Consider the following 19,131-nt stretch of genomic DNA (forward strand, 5'->3'; position numbering starts at 1 on the left):
TTGCTATTCTATTTTTTATTGATAAATTTCCTAAGCCATTAATAAAAAATAGCCACGGATTGATAAGCAATCAAGACTTATCGAAAATTACCAAGCTAACAATGACCAGCTAAGAATTAACGAGGCTTTTTTTGTGACTCAAACTTCACCCAAAGATACTGAAAAAACTGCTGCTAATAGTTCTTATTTAAATTCAAAAAAAGTTTCAGGTGGCAGTCAAATTTCTGGAACTAATGATTCTGCAACCTCTTCGGCTTTACCTTACTCTCAAGAAGTATCGACAGCAGAAACTCCAGTCAATAGATTGCCGGGACTATCGGAAGAAAAATCTCAGCCAAATCAGCTCCCGTCTCTGAGTCGTCGCTTGTTGCTGACTATTTTGCCAGCCACCTTAATCCCTCTGGTTATTGCAAGCGCAGCTTATTACGGCTTTGTTCAACAAAGAGCCAAGCAACAAATGCGGCAAAACTTGACGGAGCAAGCTCAACTGGCTAGTGAGGTAGCTGGTCGAATAGTAGAAGATGTCGTAAAAATTCCCCTCGGTATAGCGAGCAATCCTTTGATTATTGACGCCGTGCGCGACGCTAGTCGAAAAGCTGAAAATGACGGACTCGATGAACTTTCAATTGAACAGCTAGAAAATCGCTTTGCTAAAACAAGAATTCTGGAACTTAAACCCACTCTAAATAATTACCTACTGACCACTATTAAGAATGAAGGTCTGGCTGAGATACATATCAGTGAGCGCAATGGTTTAATGATTGCTTACAGCGAGATCAACACTGATTTTGTACAAAGAGATGATGAATGGTGGCCAAGTACTACAGGAAAAAACCTGTGGATTTCCGATCCGATAATTGATAATTCAACGAATACTTTTGGCATTGAATTAGTTCAGTCGATTCTGGATGCCGATTCAGGGGAATTCCTGGGCGCAATAAAAATGGTTGTACCCTCCCAAAAATTCGAGCAATTGGCAGAAATTCTCGAAAATTCTTCTGTGCCCAATTCTCAACAAATTCAGTTAATTGATGCTAGTTCCAGTACCGCCGTCAAGACAATCACCCCTCAAGGTGCTGTCGATACGCGGGAAATTATCGGGGGAGAAACAATTGCTCAAGTAATTAAGGAGTTGGTCAAAGTAGGGCAAGAGCAAAATCTTAATCCTGAGCAAGTCTTAAGTTCCCTTAAAACCAAGTATTCGCTCCAGAAACTAGAGATTACTACCCGCAACTACGCAAGGGGAAACTCTAGCTGGCGTGTCTCCTTCGCTTATCAAGGCAAGCAGTATAGCTTAGTAAACCTCCCTAACATCGATTGGGTAGCCGTTGCTTCTATAAACACGGGAGCAATCAATGCTACTGGGGGGGAGTTGGCCTTGATTTTTAGTCTAACTGCTTTGGGTGTGGGAGCGGCAGCGGCATTAGTGGCTGTATTTTCTGCCCGCCAACTTTCTCAACCGATTAATGAGTTATCTAATCTAGCAGAACGGGTGTCGGCTGGTGATTTAGATATTGCAGTTGAACCCCGTGGCACTCAAGAAACCCAAAAGTTGGCTCAAACCTTTAATCATCTAATAGCCCAACTCAAAGGTTTTGTGCAGGAACAACAATTTGAAAATCAGCGAACACGGCTACTTAAAGAAATTACCCTTCACCTGTTTCAATCTCTAGAACAGGAAGAGATCTTTGATAGAGCAGTTGCAGATATCCGAGAGTCTCTGAAAACAGACCGGGTAGTTGTCTATAGCTTCAACGAAAATTGGCAAGGAACGGTCATTGCCGAATCCGTCGGCTACGGTTGGCCGCGTGCTCTAGGGGCCAAAATCGATGACCCTTGTTTTGCCCAGGGGTATGTGGAAAGGTACAAAAAAGGTCGGGTTCAGCCTACCCCAGACATCTATCAAGCGGGATTGACCGAGTGTTACCTCAAACAACTCGAACCTTTTGGTGTCAGGGCCAATTTGGTAGCACCGATTGTCTTGGGTGATCAACTCCTAGGCTTACTGATTGCCCATCAATGTTCCGGTCCCCGGAGTTGGCAGCCACCGGAAATTGATTTATTCGCACAGTTAGCAGCACAAGTTGGTTTAGCTTTAGACCGAGGCAACATCGAACGGCAAAGAATTGCTGCTCAACAACAAAAACTAGTTGTAGAAAAATTGGAAAAACGGATCTTGGAACTACTCGAAGAAGTAGAACCGATCTCCCAAGGGAATCTCACCATTCGAGCCAAAGTTACTCCAGATGAAATTGGCACCATTGCTGATGCCTACAATGCTACAGTTGGCAATTTACAAAAGATTGTTACCCAAGTGCAAGCTGCAGCTAGTCAAGTAGCCCAAACGACTAGTAGTAATCAAGTCTCTGTGCAGGCGTTATCAGCAGAGGCTTTGCGCAGCGTTCAGCAAATTGCCCAGGCTCTAGAGCGAACTCAAGAAATGGCTCGTTCGGTTAAAGAAGTGGCCACTAAGGCAGAGCAAGCAGAGGCGGCTGTAGAGCAAGCTGCTCAAACCGTAACCGAAGGTGATGCTGTGATGAGCCGCACCGTTGAGGGAATTCTCACCATTCGGGAAACTGTAGCTGGGACTCGTCAAAAAGTGAAGCGCCTCGGAGAGTCTTCACAAAAGATTTCCACCGTGGTCAACTTGATTAGTAACTTTGCCGAGCAAAGTAACCTACTAGCACTTAATGCTTCAATTGAGGCGGCCAGAGCAGGGGAAGAAGGTCGCGGCTTTGCCGTTGTTGCCGAACAAGTGCGATCGCTAGCACGGCAATCAACTGCTGCTACTAAAGAAATTGAAAAGTTAGTAGCCGCTATCCAGACAGAAACTGGTGAGGTGATGGTAGCAATGGAAGCGGGTACAGAGCAGGTAGTCAAGGGAACTCAACTAGTGGATGAAACTCGTCAGAGCCTCAATAAGATTACGGTCGCCAGTACTCAGATTAATCAGTTAGTAGCAGAAATCAGCCAAGCCACAGTGATACAGTCGGCTGCTTCTGAGGCAGTCACTTTAACTATGACAGATGTAGTAGAGATTGCTTCTCATACCTCGAACAAAGCCAAGCAGGTATCATCTTCCCTGGAGCAACTACAAACAGTGGCACAAGTATTACAAGAGAATGTGAGTCAATTTAAAGTGAAATAGCGTCACTATAGCACTCCTGTTTAATTCAACAGCAAAATTAACTACAGATAGCCACAGATAAAATATGGAGTTCTTAGCTTATTTTCGGTCTTAAATTTACCTCTTATCTTCTGTCCCCTGCCTCTTAAACAAGGCACAATGACCAGTTAAACACGGACAATTACTCATAAAAATGACCAACTATCAATCTGATGACTCCAAGCTTGATAAACTCAAAAAAAACAGTTATGACCAAACCAACTGGCTAAACTACAATCAAACTGATAGTTATCTCCAGAACAATTCCTGGAAACCTAACAAGGAGAAAAAAAAATCAGAATCACCAGCAATATCATCTAAATTGAGAGGTAAGTCCAAAATTTTACAGGGTTTTTATGACTTGCCAATCGGACGAAAACAGCTCGTTAGTTTGTTTACTTCTGAAGTAATATCAGTGTTGGGATTAGTAGGTATAGGAGCCTGGTTGATTATTTCAGGCGGTCGTACTCAACTGCTTAACCAAGCCAAATCTGAGTTAGTTATTGAGGAGGTTAACTACAACAAAACAATTGATCACATGCAGTTTGGTTTCCGTGGTCAATCGGACAATGCTGCCATTATTGATGCTGCTAAAATTGATGTCCAAGGTGAGACCTTAAGCCCGGAAATAAAAAAGCGAGTCAAACAGATTCTCCAAAATGAAACAAAAGCCAGAAATATTGAATACGCTACTCTGGTTGGCAAAGACTTAGAAATTATTGTTAACGCCAACTCCGACCGGGCAGGTGAACTTTTTAATCCGAATAACTTGGTAACTCAAGCTTTAACAAATCAAACTCAAATTAAAGCTAGTGAAATTATTAGTAAGGCTGAATTTGCCAAAGAATTTCCCTCCTCTGAACTAACTAGTCAAGACAATCTAATTCGTTATGTAGTAACACCCGTTAAAGACCCAGAAACTAAAGCAATAATTGGTGCGCTAGTTGCTGGAGATATTGTCAATGGTAAGTTATCCATTGTCCAGCAAACCATAGACGCTTTCGGTGGAGGTTATAGTGCTGTTTATTTACGTAAACCTAGTGGAGAATTTGCTTTAGCAACAGCTTTAAATCAAGGTGAAGCTAGTAATTTAGATCAAACACAATCTAATCTAAAATTGCCCGACAACTCTTTACTAGAAGCAGCCGTGGCGGCTCAGGGAGAGCCAGTTACCAGTCGGATGGTTTTGGGAGAACAAATCTACACCATGGCAGCCAAATCTCTGACTAACGCGGCTGGAATGCCAATAGCAGTTTTGCTGCGAGGAACTCCAGAAACAGCACTTAATGCACTACTTAATAACAGTCTCTTGTTACAGCTAATTGTCTCTGCATTGGCAGTGACAGTAAATGTTTTTTTGATTATTTTTCTGGGAAGAGCAATTGTTTTACCACTACGGCAGCTACAACAGACAGCACAGGAATTCTCCCAAGGCAATCGGCAAGTACGAGCAGAAATTTTTGCCAACGATGAGTGTGGTCAGTTAGCTCACACCTTCAATGAAATGGCTGATAATATCGAGAGTAGTATTACAGAAATTAACCAAACAGAGCGATTACTCCGTCAAGAGACAGAGCAATTAAAAATTACACGCCAAGCAGCCGAAGAACTTGCCCAAGAGCAGAGTCATTTGAACGAGAGGTTACAACAGCGTGTGTTGGAACTACTCAGGGAAATTGACCCGATTAGTAGAGGAGATCTCACGATCCGGGCCAGGGTAACAGCAGATGAAATTGGCACAATTGCTGATGCCTACAACACCACTGTCAGTAGTTTACGAAAAATTGTCATTCAGGTACAAACAGTAGCCCAGAGAGTGGTCGTAAATACCAGCAACTCTCAGGCTTCTGTCCAAGCGCTATCAGCAGAAGCCTTACGGAGTTCGGAAGCAGTGATGGCGGCGTTAGACCGAAATCAATTAATGGCTGATTCAGTTCAGGAAGTAGCTGTCAACGCAAAGCAAACTAAAGAGGCTGTAAAACAAGCGACTCAAACGGTGATTGAAGGGGAGGCTGCGATGAACCGAACAGTAGATGGCATTCTGGAGATTCGAGAAACGGTAACCGGAGCACGGGAGAAAGTAAAACGCCTCGGAGAGTCTTCCGAAAAGATTTCCACAGTGACCAACCTGATTAGTAATATTGCCGCTCAGACCAACCTACTAGCCTTCAATGCCTCTCTGGAGGCGGCTAGAGCTGGAGAGGAAGGCCGGGGTTTTGCTGTAGTTGCTGACCAGGTGAGATCTTTAGCCCAAGAAGCAGCAACAGCCACTGATGAAATTGAACAGTTAGTAGCAGAAATCCAAAAGGAAACTAAAGAAGTAGTGATCGCGATGGAAACTGGTAGTGAACAGGTAGTCAGGGGAACTCAATTGGTAGATGAAACCCGCCAGAGCCTCAACAAAATTACAGCAGCTAGTACGCAGATCAATCAACTAGTTGAGTTGATTACCAAAGCAACAATCGTGCAGTCAGTGGCCTCAGATGCAGTTAGCAAAACTATCACCGATGTAGCAGAGATTGCTTCCCAAACCTCACAAGCAGCCGGCGTGGTCTCCTCCTCTTTTGAGGAACTACAAATGGTAGCCCAAACACTGCAAGAAAACGTTGGTCAATTTAAAGCTAGTTAGTACTCTCAAACCTTTGGTATCGTATGGCAATGAACCCTGATATCCGCGACCAAGCTTATCAATTTTTTTGTGAAGAAGCTCCGGAACTGTTGCAAATAATCGAAGGGTGCTTATTGACGCTGAGGTATGATCGCAGCGTTGGTCGAATTCACGAACTGATGCGAGCGGCTCACTCGATTAAGGGTGGAGCTGCTAGTGTTGAGCTAGATGCGATTTCTACCCTAGCTCATCACCTGGAAACTATTTTCAAAGCACTCTACCCAGAAAGCCTAGAAATTGATTCTGAACTAGAAGCTCAGCTACTGCAAGCCTATGATTGTCTGCGCTTACCTTTGATCCAGCAGCTTACAGAAGGTGGCTTTGACCAAGAGCAAGCATTAACCTCGGCTGAGCCAATCTTTGCCCAGATTGAAGAACAATTGGCAGACTACATCAAGCAAGCAGAGAACTATATTCCTAGTTCCTCTGAGTTAGGCATTGATATGGCTTGGCAAATCTTTGAAGTTGATGTGGCTGATGGTCTAGAACGCCTTGCTCTAATTGTGGCTAATCCTCAGGATTACCAAGTAACGGGAGAATTAATTGCTCAAGCAGAAGTATTTGCCGGATTTGCTGAGTTACTCAATAAGTCAGGATTTGCTGCGATCGCTGCAACTACTCTAGCAGCAATTAATACTCACCCTGACCAAGTGTTACAGATTGCACAACTAGCTCTTACTGATTTTCAGGCAGGCCGAGAAGCGGTGCTAGCTGGTGATAGCGAGGGAGGAAGTCCTTCGGCTGCTTTAATAGCATTAGCCTCAGCCAGTTCAACTGCTACCGAAACACCAGAGTTAAGCAACATTTCCATCGCAGAACTCGAAGAACTGGCATCTCTGTCTACTGAAGAATCAGAAACCACTATACCCTTGTTTGAGGATGTCTTTGGCGAGGCTCTACAAATACCAGAGTTTGCTTCTCTAGACATGGAGGAGAACGCTGCTACTTCAGTAGAGGAAATACAGTTAATCGATGGAGAATTTTCCCCGGTAGATTTAGAGTGGGAATTTGCTAATGAAAAGCTTGAGATTGCCGCGTCTGATGACGATGATCAGGTTAACAACCTTACCTTAGAGGAACTTAATCATCAGTTCACTATAGATAATCAATTAGTTAACAATACTCATTATTTAACTGAAGAACAAACAGAAGAAAATCCCTCATTAGAGTCAGTTTTTGGCAGTGACTTTTCTCCTGCCGAAACAGAAGTTTTTAGCTCAAGCTCCTTAGTGCCAATTATCAGTAATTCTAGTGAACTGCAAGCACAGCGGGCAGATGAAATTGAGAGTACGGATACACCAGAAAACCTAGAATTAGCAATACAGTCAATTGTTGATATTTTCGAGAGCTTGCCACCCATCCAGGAAGTTGGGACAGCGACCTTTGATTTATCCCCATCTACAGAGCAACTCAAGCAAGTATCGACCCAAACTCATCAAAATAAAGCATCTGTAAGTCCTAACCTTTCGGTTCGAGTTAACTCTAATCGATTAGAAAGGATGAATAATTTGGTGGGCGAGCTTGCCATTAATCGTAGTGGTCTTTCTCTGCAAAATGAGCAACTCCAAGGAGCAGTTCGAGGGCTAATTAATCGATTTAGCCAATTGCGAAAAATGGTGGGTAACTTACAAGAATTATCGGACAGGATGTTAGTTTCTGACCAAAGCTATAGCTATAGTACAGTTCCCTCTTCGGGGGAGCAATTGGCGGAGATGGGTGTCAAGTTACAAGAGTTATCTTCTTTAAGTCAAGCTAACTTTGATTCCTTGGAAATGGATAACTACGGAACCCTGCACTCGCTGCTGCAAGGATTCCTCGAAGAAATGGTGCAATTAGAAGAATCAGTTGGTGATATTGGTTTATTTGCTAGTCAATCTGACGAGATTATCGAACAACAGCGTCAAATGCTCACTGATCTCCGGAATGAGCTGATGTGGGCACGTATGTTACCCTTGGGTGAAGTACTCAATCGCTTCCCCCGGGTACTGCACGATTTATCTACTAGCCACCACAAATCTGTAGATCTAAAACTTATTGGTAAAGGAGTTCTGGTTGACAGAGCCATCCTGGACAAAATTTATGATCCTTTGCTACACTTGCTGCGCAATGCTTTTGATCACGGCATCGAGTCTCCCCAGATCAGGCGTCAGCAAGGGAAACCTGAACAAGGTCAAATTGAAATAAAAGCTTACCATCAAGGAAGCCAAACTATCCTTGAAGTTAAGGATGATGGTCAAGGAATTGACCCGGAAAATATTCGTAGTCGGGCGCGGGAATTAGAATGGCTATCAGAGGAACAACTGGCTAAAGCGGACGATAGTCGCTTGTTGGACTTAATTTTCGAGCCAGGCTTTTCTACCGCCAAGCAAGTTAGCCAACTTTCGGGACGGGGGATTGGTCTGGATGTGGTGCGCTCACAGTTACAATTACTCAAAGGAAGCGTCACCATTACCTCCAAACTAGGAGTTGGCACCACTTTTATCTTGCGTTTACCTTTGACGCTGACTATTACTAAATTACTAGTTTGTTTGGTTGGCTCCACGGCTGTAGCTTTACCTTCTGATAGTATTGAAGAAATTGTTATTCCTAAAGCCGACCAAATCAAAAAAACCGGTTCTCATCGGTTTTTAACCTGGCGAGGAGAAATTGTTCCCACCTATCGATTGGCCGATCTTTTGGACTATACCTACCCCATGGCAGAAAGCTCTCCGGGGAAAGCGCTGGTGGCCGTACCTTCTCCTACTCATTGGGTACCACCACTGCTAGTATTGCGTCGGGGGCAGCAAACTTTTGCTCTAGAAATTGAGCGTTTGGTTACTGAGCAAGAATTGGTCATCAAACCTTTTGGAGCCTTACTTACAGCTCCTAGCTATAGTTACGGGTGTACAATTTTGGGGGATGGCAGTTTAATTCCCGTAATTAATGGTTCTATTCTGCTAGATCAGTTCTTAGATCAAGAAGCCGGTGGCCATAGTCTAAGTACAGGCCATACACTAGAAAAAGGTATCAGGATTGGGGCTGATTCTCAAAGCGCTAAAAACAACAACTTTTTGGTGGAAGAAAGCAAGTCTAGCGCCACCACAAAGTTGTTAGAGGGTTCAGATTCTGCTCAAGTGAATCGAGTTACTCATAGAACCCCATCCACCTCCACCAAAATTCTGATTGTTGATGATGCCGTTGCCCTGCGACGAACCCTCGCTCTTTCTCTAGAAAAGCACGGTTATCGAGTTTTACAAGCAAGAGATGGGTGGGAAGCGCTCAAACAGCTACAGCACAGTTCTGATGTGAAGCTTGTCATTTGTGATATCGAAATGCCAAATATGAATGGCTTTGATTTTTTAAGCCACCGTCGTCAGGATCCTCAACTACAAAAAATTCCCGTAGTTATGCTCACCTCCCGTAGTAACAATAAGCATCAATGGCTGGCAACACATTTGGGTGCCACAGCTTACTTCACTAAGCCCTACATTGAACAAGGATTTTTAAAGGCAATCAAAGACATTATTATCAACCATCAATAGCCCTTTGTCTGCCGAGTGATCAATGAGCAAACCAGTTCTTAAGTTAATTGTCTTTAGCATGGGTAGTCTCAAGTTGGCTGTGCCGATTGAGTCTGTCTACAAAGTTTTTAATCAGCCGTCTATTAACAGTAGTGGAGTTAATCAGTTTGGAGTTACTCACGTTGGTGAGCAGCAAGTTACAGTTGTAGATCTATATCGACGAGTTTTTAAACAAAGTCAAACTAACGTAGTTTTTGCTGATGGTTATCTAGTGACTGTTCAAAATTCTCAAGGTGAACTTTATGGCATTGCGGTTACAGATACTCCAGTATTAATGGATGTGCTGTTGTCCAGCATTCGTGTTTTACCAGAATCTTACCGTCGTGTTGATACTTTAGATCTTGCTAGTCATGTTGTTGTTATTCCCCAGGAAAGCGGCTCAATCACAGTTTTTTTACTGGATGTCGATTTGCTACTACCAATATGACCATAAATTACTGTAGCTTAGTGAAAGCTAGAATCTAGAGGTCAACAAATGTTTGTAAATCCATTAGTCAAGTTTCGATTTTTGTAGCTTGAGCATTTTGAATTTTGCTTTATAAAAAATTTCTAAGAATTCACAATTACTTTATAAGACCCCAATTTTGATCTAATCGCAACTAAAAATTACTAAATTGTGATAACTAAGCTACCGAATATTGGTTTATTTTATAAAAACTTTATCTGTACTTTTTTTATATTGACATAGGAAATTTCTGAGCTTGATATATGGGGGAATTAACTAATTTATCTATATTGACGATGACTCGAAAAAATACTTTAATTAATTAGGGAAAATTTGATATCGTAGACTCAAAGCCACTCCTTACAGGCATAACTAGCCGTTAATACTGCTGAAGTGTTCTGTATCTAATCCTCTTCGAGAGCGAAAAAAGCTAAAATAATTAGATTTTAGTGCGTCTCCACAGAGCTTAATTTACTAGCAAGTTATTGCTCTACCTCAAAAGATTTTTTAGGGGTGCCATCAAGGTAAATTTCGAGAAGTTAACCCAAAAGTTGCTAATTAGTCGGTAATCACCTAGCAGACATTTCCCTTTCTTTTGCCAGTTTAGCTATAACTGGACTAAAAACAGCTTGTCTGACTACTCCGAATAATTTTTGATCAAGATCAATTGTAACACTAGCTAAAAAGATCTCAGGGACGTTAATTATCTTCGCAACCAACGAAATTATTTACAAACCTAGGAACAGGGATTTGCTAGTAAAAATAATTTTGTTTTTCAGCTTAGCTACTTAATCAAGGCTAGAATGTTTTCAGGGATCTACACAAATTGAAGCTTGTTTTTTATTAATTGGTTACACAGATAGTTGTAGATGACTAACTACACAGCTTTTCCTCCTCTGCAAGCATCAAGGTTTGTAGATTCAAAAATAGCTCAATTTATCGAAACTCTCAAGAAGATTCGGTTTAGCGGCCAACTGGCATGGACAGCTCCAAAAAGTGGCAACCAATGGATATTTTACTTCTGCTTGGGTCGTATCATGTATGCTACAGGAGGGAATCATCCAGTAAGGCGATGGGCAAGAAACTTAGCTATTTACTGTCCCCAAATGCGGGTTGACTTTACACTACTCCAACAAGATATCTGTCAACTTGAGCCTACTACTTTCACTATCAGTTGGGAATACCAGCTACTTTGTTTATGGGTAAAGCAACAGAAAATTCATCACAAACAAGCAGAACAAGTAATTCAATCAATCTTATCGGAAGTACTGTTTGAGTTATCAGAAGCACCAGGTTTGACTCATCAAATTAAGGAAGACCGCACTATATCTGAGCAACTTGTCTTAATTGATGAGAAGGAGGCAATTAATCTAGTTCAGCAACTTTGGCAAGCTTTATGGAAGGCTAAAATTACTGACTATAGTCTCGATAAAGCACCAATAATCAAACAACCCAGACAATTGCAACAAAGTACATCAGAGCAGGTTTACCAAGTCTTAAACCAACTCTTAGATGGAGAAAAGACTCTGCGTGACATCGCTGTACAAATGAAACGTGATGTTGTGCAAGTAACTCGCTCACTATTGCCCTACATTAAATTGGGACTAGTACAACTAATTAGTATCCCCGATTTACCGGCTCCAGTTTGCCAAAGAGTTTCTCGCCAACCTTCGGCAAAAGCACATCACACCATACCACTCATTGCTTGTGTAGATGATTCTCCTTCGATTTGCCAGACCATGGAAAAGCTTCTGAGTGCGGCAGGGTATCGATTTATTAGCATTAATGAAGGTCTACGAGCACTAACAATTCTCTTAGCCCGTAAACCAGATTTGATTTTTCTAGATCTAGTAATGCCTAATACTAACGGGTATGAAATTTGCACTCAGTTGCGTAAAGCTCCCTCTTTTAAAAATACCCCAATTGTCATCTTGACAGGAAATGATGGCATCGTTGACCAAGTTCGGGCTAAGCTAGTCGGAGCATCAGATTTTTTGAGCAAACCAGTAGATGCAGGCAAAGTACTAAGCACGATCTCTAAGCATTTACCACAGCACGCAGTTAGTCCACGAGGTTTTGACTGAAGAGCAAAATTTTGTCGGCACACCAGGGGCTTGCCGTAGACTGTGCTGGAAAAAATCTGCCTTCAAGCTAATAAAGCTCAAATCTGATTACTTTCGTTTTTATTCCATCCAATTAATTCCATGAGCACTGCCTTAATTGTTGAAGATTCCTTGACTGATAAAGAACTACTCTCTGGTTGTCTACAGCAGGGGGGTCTTAATGTCTTGACTGCTCACAATGCTGAAGAAGCTTTAGTAAAAATTGGCAGTCATAAACTGGATGTAATTATCCTTGATGTAGTGCTACCTGACCGCAGTGGATTTGAAATCTGTCGCGAACTCAAGGCCAAAGCAGAAACCAGCAACATTCCTATTATTATTTGCTCGACTAAAGGCGGTGAACTAAATAAACGCTGGGGCATGAAACATGGAGCAAATGCCTATTTAGTCAAGCCAATTGATCAGGAAGAACTCGTGCAAACCGTTAGAAATCTGCTCAAAAACTAAGCTGGAAAATGTCCAATCCTTTATCCCTCCCAGGTTCTCCCTCACCACCAACTGATTCAGATAATTCAAATATTAGGCAACAGTTTCTGCGGTTTCATCTTCAGCCTGAAACAACAGCACTTTTGCCGATTTTGCAATTGTCTGAGGTACTCAACATTCCTATTGGTCAGATTGTACCAATCGCCCACATGCCAGCTTGGATTATGGGGGTATACAACTGGCGGGGCGAAATCTTATGGATAGTGGATTTGGGCCATCTAGTCGAGCTTACCCCCTGTTATCAACAAGGAGTAAGTTCGACTTACACAACAATTGTCCTACAGGCTGCTGCCAATAATCTTAAAAGCCAGATGCTAGGAGTTATTGTCAACCGGATAGAAGATATTGAATGGTGCAATCCCGACTTGATTCAATCTCCGCCATCATCGAACGTCGCTCATGGCCTATTGCCATTTTTACGTGGCTATTGGTTGAAATCAGATGACGACTTGTTAGCAGTTCTTGATGGCGAGGCGATTATTGCTGCTATGCCCAAACCAGATGTTTAAATAAAAATTCACTTGAGCCTTGTCCAGCTTAGGTCACACCAATCCACCCTGCTCAGACTGCGCACAATTCACCTACGGCTACAGCTAACTGTGTAGGGGGTATGGCAATACCTTCTACATCTTTTGATGCCAGCCTCAATAACTTCGAGACGATCCTGACTTTCCCTACCGTTTTGGAAAATTTGTAACCAGTTATTTAGTTTTTATATAGACTTTCTTCTATGACTCCGACTCCTCGCAAAAATACTTCTGAAAAGAACACTAATGGCGTCAATTCGACCTCAAACGGTTTTCAAGTTGGGGGTCAAACTCCTGCCATTGATGAGTCTTCATCCGCAAGAAAATTGGTCAGACTGTCTGAGCCACAAGAGACAACATCGACTTTCCAGACTCACAGCCTGATTCGTCAACGCAGGCAAGTTCCTTGGTGGGACTTCGCTAATCTACGCTTTGCAAGTTTGCGAACTAAAGCCACGATACTGGCACTAGCGATCGGTACAGTTCCTGTGGTTTTGGTTGGGGCAACCGCCTATTTTGCTGCTAACCAAGGAATTAGGACGCAAATTGTTCAAAACGAGGAAACTAATGCTGGTGACTTAGAAGATAAGTTAAATATCTTTCTCAGACAAGTCTACGAAAACACTATATCGATGAGTAGGCTTGATATCCTCACTAACTCCAAACTTGGGGACTCATTCACCACGGAGGAAAAAAATGCAACCCTCAAGCGCTATGTCGAGACCTTCCCAATTTATGAGAATATTGCCGTTTTTGACCTCAAAGGTAACTTGATCTACACATCTAAGGATGATGTTGCTACTGATGCAAATGGTGTTGACTGGTTCGAGGCAGTTTTGAAAACGGATCGCCCAGTCATTGTAGATCCGCGACCAGCCTTAAACAACAATGTTTTTAGTACTTTTATTGCTGCTCCAGTCAAAGACCAAGAGACGGACAAAACAATTGCAATTCTTCGTACCCGTGTACTAATGAGTGTTATTAACGACGTGTTTAGGTTCGATCCTCTACGGCGTCAAGAATTTTATATTACGGATTCTCAGGGTCAAATTACAACTTCTAGCCAACAAGAAGCCCTTCGGAAACCAGTAGAGGAATTATTCCCTAAAGTTTCCTCCCAAATCAAGCAAAACGGTCAGCAAAGTCTGACAGAGATTGAGACTGAAAATGGAGAGCAGCAAATCTTTACTTACCTTCCCAATGCGGAACTCAGTAAAGCGTATAACGTTAACTGGGGTTTACTACTCTCCCGTCCTACAGAGGTGGCTTTTGCTCCTCAAAGACAATTGCTCTTAACACTATTAGTTGGTACGGCAATTTTTGCTTTGCTGGTGGCCGTGATTGCAGCTATCGTTGCTAACCGGGCGACACGTCCGATTATAGATGCTACAGGCGCGGTGGAAAAAATTGGTAAGGGAGAACTAGATACCCGTTTGGAAGTGCAAGGGGAAGATGAACTTGCTCTGTTGGGAACCAACATTAACCAAATGGCTGGTCAGATTACCACACTTCTGGAAGAACAAGCACTTGCGGCAGAGGAACAACGACGACTCAAAGAAGAACAGCGTCAATTGACAGAAACGCTGCAAAATCGAATTTTGGAACTACTAGAAGAAGTAGAACCGATTAACGATGGAGACCTCACCATCCGGGCGAGGGTGACAGCAGATGACGTTGGTACAATTGCTGACTCTTACAACGTCATGGTTGGTAACTTGCGGCAAATTGTTACCAAAGTGCAAGCAGCAGCTAGTAATGTAGCCGAAACCACTAGAAGCAGTGAAGAGTCTGTCCAAGCACTCTCAGTAGAAGCATTGCATCAAGCCGAGGAAATTGGGGTAACTCTGAAGCAGGTGCAAGAGATGGCTGAATCGGTGCGAGTGGTTGCTGCTAACGCTGAGAAGGCGGCAGCAGTTGTACAACGAGCTAATCAGACAGTGGTAGAAGGCGATGCTGCGATGAACCGAACAGTAGACGGAATTCTGGCGATTCGGGAAACAGTGGCCCAAACACGTCAAAAAGTGAAATATCTTGGGGAGTCTTCCCAAAAGATTTCTACAGTAGTCAACTTGATTAGTTCTTTTGCCGCTCAAACTAAATTACTGGCGTTTAATGCCTCAATTGAAGCTGCTCGTGCTGGGGAAGAGGGTCGAGGCTTTGCTATTGTTGCCGACGAAGTGCGAACACTAGCTCAGCAATCGGCAGAAGCTAGTACAGAAATTGAAAAATTAGTTGCAGCCATTCAAGGGGAAACTAACGAAGTAATTACCGCGATGGAATCAGGTACTGAACAAGTAGTAATGGGAACAAAACTTATAGAAGAAACACGTCAAAGTCTCAACAAAATTACAGAAGCTTCTGCCGAAATTAATCAATTAGTTACAGCAATTACCCAGGCAACAATTGAGCAATCAGCCACTTCTGAAACGGTTACTAAAACTATGGCGAATGTGGCAAATATTGCTTCCCAAACTTCAAGAGAGGCAAGCATTGTATCGTCTTCTTTTGGAGAATTACGAACAGTAGCCCAAGCACTACAAGACGATGTGGGGCAATTTAAAGTTATTTAGTATACTCCTTTTAACCTTCAACCTTTCGTATGGCAGTTAACCCTGATATCCGCGACCAAGCTTATAAGTTTTTCAGTGAAGAGGCTCCTGAGTTGTTGCAGGTGCTAGAAACAGGCTTATTGACACTGAGGGAGGAGCGCAGTAATCGTAAAGTTCACGATTTGATGCGCACCTCTCATTCAATTAAGGGAGGAGCAGCAGGTGTAGGTCTAGAAGCGATCGCTACTCTGGCCCACCGTTTAGAAACTATCTTCAAGGCACTTTACAACGAAGCCTTAGAAATTGATAACGACTTAGAAAGTCAACTGCTGCAAGCTTACGACTGTCTGCGTCTGCCCCTGACAGAGCAGATTACCACGGGTCAATTTGATCCAGAACAAGCAATTAGCTCAGCTGAGCCAGTCTTTGCTCAAATTGAAGAACAATTAGGGGATGCTCTGACCCAGGCGGAATATTACGATGTACCCAGCTCTGCTGAATTGGGGGTCGATATGACCTTGTCCATTTTTGAAGTGGATGTACCCGAAGGACTCGAGCACCTGACCAAGGTTTTGGCAAGCCCTGAAGAGTACCAAGTAGCAGAAGAACTACGTGGCCAAGCAGAGATGTTTGCCGAGCTAGCGGAAATCCTCAGTAAGCCAGGATTGGGTGCGATCGCAGAAGCTGTTCTTGCCGCACTCAATACTAATCCCCAACAGGAATTAACAATTACACAACTGGCTCTCGTTGATTTTCAGGTATACCGAGAAGCTTTGCTTGCAGGTAACGAGAGCCAAGCTGGTACTCCCTCTGCTGGCTTATTAGCACTAGCTGAGGAGCAAGCATTCGAGTTTTCCACTGAGCAAGAGCATTGGGGTCAAAACTTTAGTGAGGATTTGTTCGCCCAAGTTAATCAACAGGAAAATTCTCTTCTGGAGGAGCAGCAATTTCAGTTCCCTATCCCTGAAAACCCCCATTTAGAGCAGGAAACTTTGGCGTTTTCTGCTGAGTCTCCTGAAGATATTTTTGCCAGTATGTCATCTGCTGAGCAAGTAGATACTGAGGAGACAAACTTCCCCCTAATCATCGATGGAGAATTTGCTGATGAGGAGATATTTACTACTCAGGAAGTAGAAAAAGAACTCTCCTCCTTAGAAGATATTTTTAGCGGTGCTGTAAGCAATGCTGAAACAGAAGCGGCTCAAAACAGCTCACTATTCCAAATTACCTCCGCGCTCAAGGGTTTGCAGCAAGGAGATTGGGCTATAGTCGAATCTACAGATACATCCGAAACTTCAACCAGTGAGATTCAATCGGTTGAAAATTTGGAGCCGGCATCTTTCTTCCAGGAAATTTCTCCATCAGCACCTCAATTATTACCATCTACCAAGCGACCACAGGAGGTCTCGACGACAACTGAACAACAGGAAGCCGCTTTTACTCCTAAAGTTTCGGTGCGGGTTGACTCAGACCGACTGGAACGGATGAATAATTTAGTGGGTGAAGCTGCGATCAACCGTAGTGGTCTTTTCCTCGAAAATAGACAATTGCAGGGATCTGTTCGAGAGCTGCTGAGTCGATTTACTGCGGTTGAGCAAGTGGTCGATCAGTTGCGAAAGGTATCAGACCAAACGCTCGTTCCTGAACTGAGCCGCACCTATGGAACCCTTCCCACCTCAGTAAGTCAGATGGGAGAAATCGCGACTAGTCAAGCCGATTTTGACTCCCTAGAAATGGATAACTACGGAGCTTTGCATACCTTACTCCAAAGGTTTGTCGAGGACATGGTGCAGCTCAAAGAATCGGTAGATGATATTGCTCTGTTCGCTAAGCAATCTGACCGGAATCTGGAACAGCTACGCAAAATGCTGACCCACTTGCAAGATGAACTCATGTGGGCTCGCATGTTACCTCTGGGTGAAGTACTTAACCGCTTTCCCCGAATTTTGCGCGACTTATCCAGCATCTATCACAAACGTGTCGGTTTGAAGCTGAGTGGCAAAGGGGTGCTGGTTGACAAAGCTGTCCTCGAAAAAATTTATGATCCTTTATTGCACTTGCTCCGGAATGCTTTTGATCATGGTATCGAGTTCCCGAACATCAGACTTCAACAGGGGAAACCAGAGCAAGGTCAAATTGAAATAAAAGCCTATCACCAAGGAGGGCAAACCATCATCGAAGTTAAAGATGATGGTCAAGGTGTTAACTTAGAACGTATTAGTCGTCGAGTACTAGATTTAGGCTGGTTAACTGCCGAACAATTAGCTAGTGTTCCTGAACATCGCCTGTTAGATTTAATTTTTGAGCCAGGATTTTCCACCGCTGAGCAAGTTAGCGAACTATCTGGACGGGGTGTTGGCTTAGACGTAGTGCGCTCCCAACTGCGTACCCTCAAAGGCAACATCACTGTCACTTCCAAACCAGGAGTTGGCACAACTTTTACCTTGCATTTGCCATTAACGCTGACGAGCGCTAAATTGCTCGTGGGTTTGGTTGAATCTACAACTATAGCTTTGCCTTCTGATAGCCTTGAAGAAATCGTTGTTCCTAAAGCTGACCAGATTAAAAAAACTGGAGCACAAAGGTTTTTAAGGTGGCGAGGACAAATTGTCCCCATTTATCGACTAGCTGAGCTGTTGGAGTATGCTTGCCCTGTACCAGAAAATCCTCTTAGTAGAGCCTTGGGCGCAGAATCCTCTCCTAGTGATTTGATTCCACCACTACTCATACTTGAGCGGGGACAGCAAGTTTTTGCTCTAGAAATAGATCATCTAGTTACTGAGCAAAAACTGGTCATCAAGCCTTTTGGAGCAGCGATCGCACCTCCTCCTTATACTTATGGTTGTACCATTTTGGGAGATGGCAGCCTAATTCCTGTGATTGATGGTGCTGCTCTGCTAGACCGTTTGCTGACTAAAGATTCAACGGCAATTACAACTACCACTGAGTCAGAGCCAGAACTATACTTCAATCTGGGATCCGATAGTGCTACTATAGCCAACAATAATTGGCCAATCAGCAAGGTCACGGCTTTAAGCACTACGGCTGTAGGAGGGAGTTTAATTGACCGTGACTCAATCTTTCGGACGATTAATGTCGCTAAACGTGCCCCGACAAAGGTTCTAATCGTCGATGATGCTGTTTCTTTACGACGTACCCTTGCTTTGAGCTTGGAAAGGGCTGGTTATCGAGTTTTGCAGGCAGGAGATGGCTGGGAGGCGCTCAAACAGTTGCAGCACAGTTCTGACGTGAAGTTAGTGATTTGCGATATTGAAATGCCCAATATGAATGGCTTTGATTTTATGAACCACCGTCGCCGAGACCCTAAACTGCAGCAAATTCCTGTGGTCATGCTTACCTCCCGTAGTAACGACAAGCATCGACGGCTGGCGATGCATTTGGGCGCTACGGATTACTTCACTAAACCCTATATTGAACAAGGGTTTTTAAAGGCAATTCAAGATATTATTATCATCAATAGTTAAGGGGTATTAACTAATTGTACTATCGTCAGTCTAAACGAATTTTGAACCTGAGTTGGAGACAAGGAGTCACGAGTCAGAATTGAAAAATTTTTGAGTTAATTTTAAGTATTAAAAAATAAGGC

9 protein-coding genes are annotated in these 19,131 nt (G+C 43.2%); all 9 read left to right on the plus strand.

Annotated features, from left to right (window positions below; translation table 11 throughout):
* Window positions 1-133: 133 nt before the first annotated feature.
* The 9 genes from ACT7WV_RS03215 to ACT7WV_RS03255 all read left to right on the plus strand — a co-directional run bounded on the left by ACT7WV_RS03215 (window position 134) and on the right by ACT7WV_RS03255 (window position 19,009).
* The gene (locus tag ACT7WV_RS03215) at window positions 134-3,148 is read left to right on the plus strand and encodes a methyl-accepting chemotaxis protein (RefSeq protein ID WP_445101512.1); all 3,015 of its coding nucleotides are present in this window, start codon (window positions 134-136) and stop codon (window positions 3,146-3,148) included.
* Between the two features lie 172 nt (window positions 3,149-3,320).
* The gene (locus ACT7WV_RS03220; RefSeq protein WP_445101513.1) at window positions 3,321-5,795 is read left to right on the plus strand and encodes a methyl-accepting chemotaxis protein; all 2,475 of its coding nucleotides are present in this window, start codon (window positions 3,321-3,323) and stop codon (window positions 5,793-5,795) included.
* A 23-nt stretch (window positions 5,796-5,818) separates the two neighbouring features.
* Window positions 5,819-9,355 (plus strand): hybrid sensor histidine kinase/response regulator, encoded by a 3,537-nt coding sequence (locus tag ACT7WV_RS03225; protein WP_445101514.1) that lies wholly within the window; start codon window positions 5,819-5,821, stop codon window positions 9,353-9,355.
* A gap of 22 nt (window positions 9,356-9,377) precedes the next feature.
* On the plus strand, window positions 9,378-9,821 hold the full coding sequence (locus ACT7WV_RS03230; RefSeq protein ID WP_445101515.1) for a chemotaxis protein CheW: 444 nt from the start codon (window positions 9,378-9,380) through the stop codon (window positions 9,819-9,821).
* 887 nt (window positions 9,822-10,708) lie between these two features.
* The gene (locus tag ACT7WV_RS03235; RefSeq protein WP_445101516.1) at window positions 10,709-11,923 is read left to right on the plus strand and encodes a response regulator; all 1,215 of its coding nucleotides are present in this window, start codon (window positions 10,709-10,711) and stop codon (window positions 11,921-11,923) included.
* A gap of 120 nt (window positions 11,924-12,043) precedes the next feature.
* A complete protein-coding gene (locus ACT7WV_RS03240; protein WP_445101517.1) occupies window positions 12,044-12,409 on the plus strand; it encodes a response regulator transcription factor in 366 nt (121 codons plus the stop codon).
* Between the two features lie 8 nt (window positions 12,410-12,417).
* The gene (locus ACT7WV_RS03245) at window positions 12,418-12,957 is read left to right on the plus strand and encodes a chemotaxis protein CheW (RefSeq protein ID WP_445101518.1); all 540 of its coding nucleotides are present in this window, start codon (window positions 12,418-12,420) and stop codon (window positions 12,955-12,957) included.
* Between the two features lie 221 nt (window positions 12,958-13,178).
* Window positions 13,179-15,545: a methyl-accepting chemotaxis protein gene (locus tag ACT7WV_RS03250; RefSeq protein ID WP_445101519.1), complete on the plus strand. Its 2,367-nt coding sequence runs from the start codon at window positions 13,179-13,181 to the stop codon at window positions 15,543-15,545.
* A 29-nt stretch (window positions 15,546-15,574) separates the two neighbouring features.
* Window positions 15,575-19,009 carry a hybrid sensor histidine kinase/response regulator gene (locus ACT7WV_RS03255; RefSeq protein WP_445101520.1) on the plus strand — a complete coding sequence of 1,145 codons (3,435 nt, stop codon included), beginning with the start codon at window positions 15,575-15,577 and terminating at the stop codon, window positions 19,007-19,009.
* Window positions 19,010-19,131: the final 122 nt, after the last annotated feature.

The organism is Symploca atlantica LB2515, from assembly GCF_052546295.1.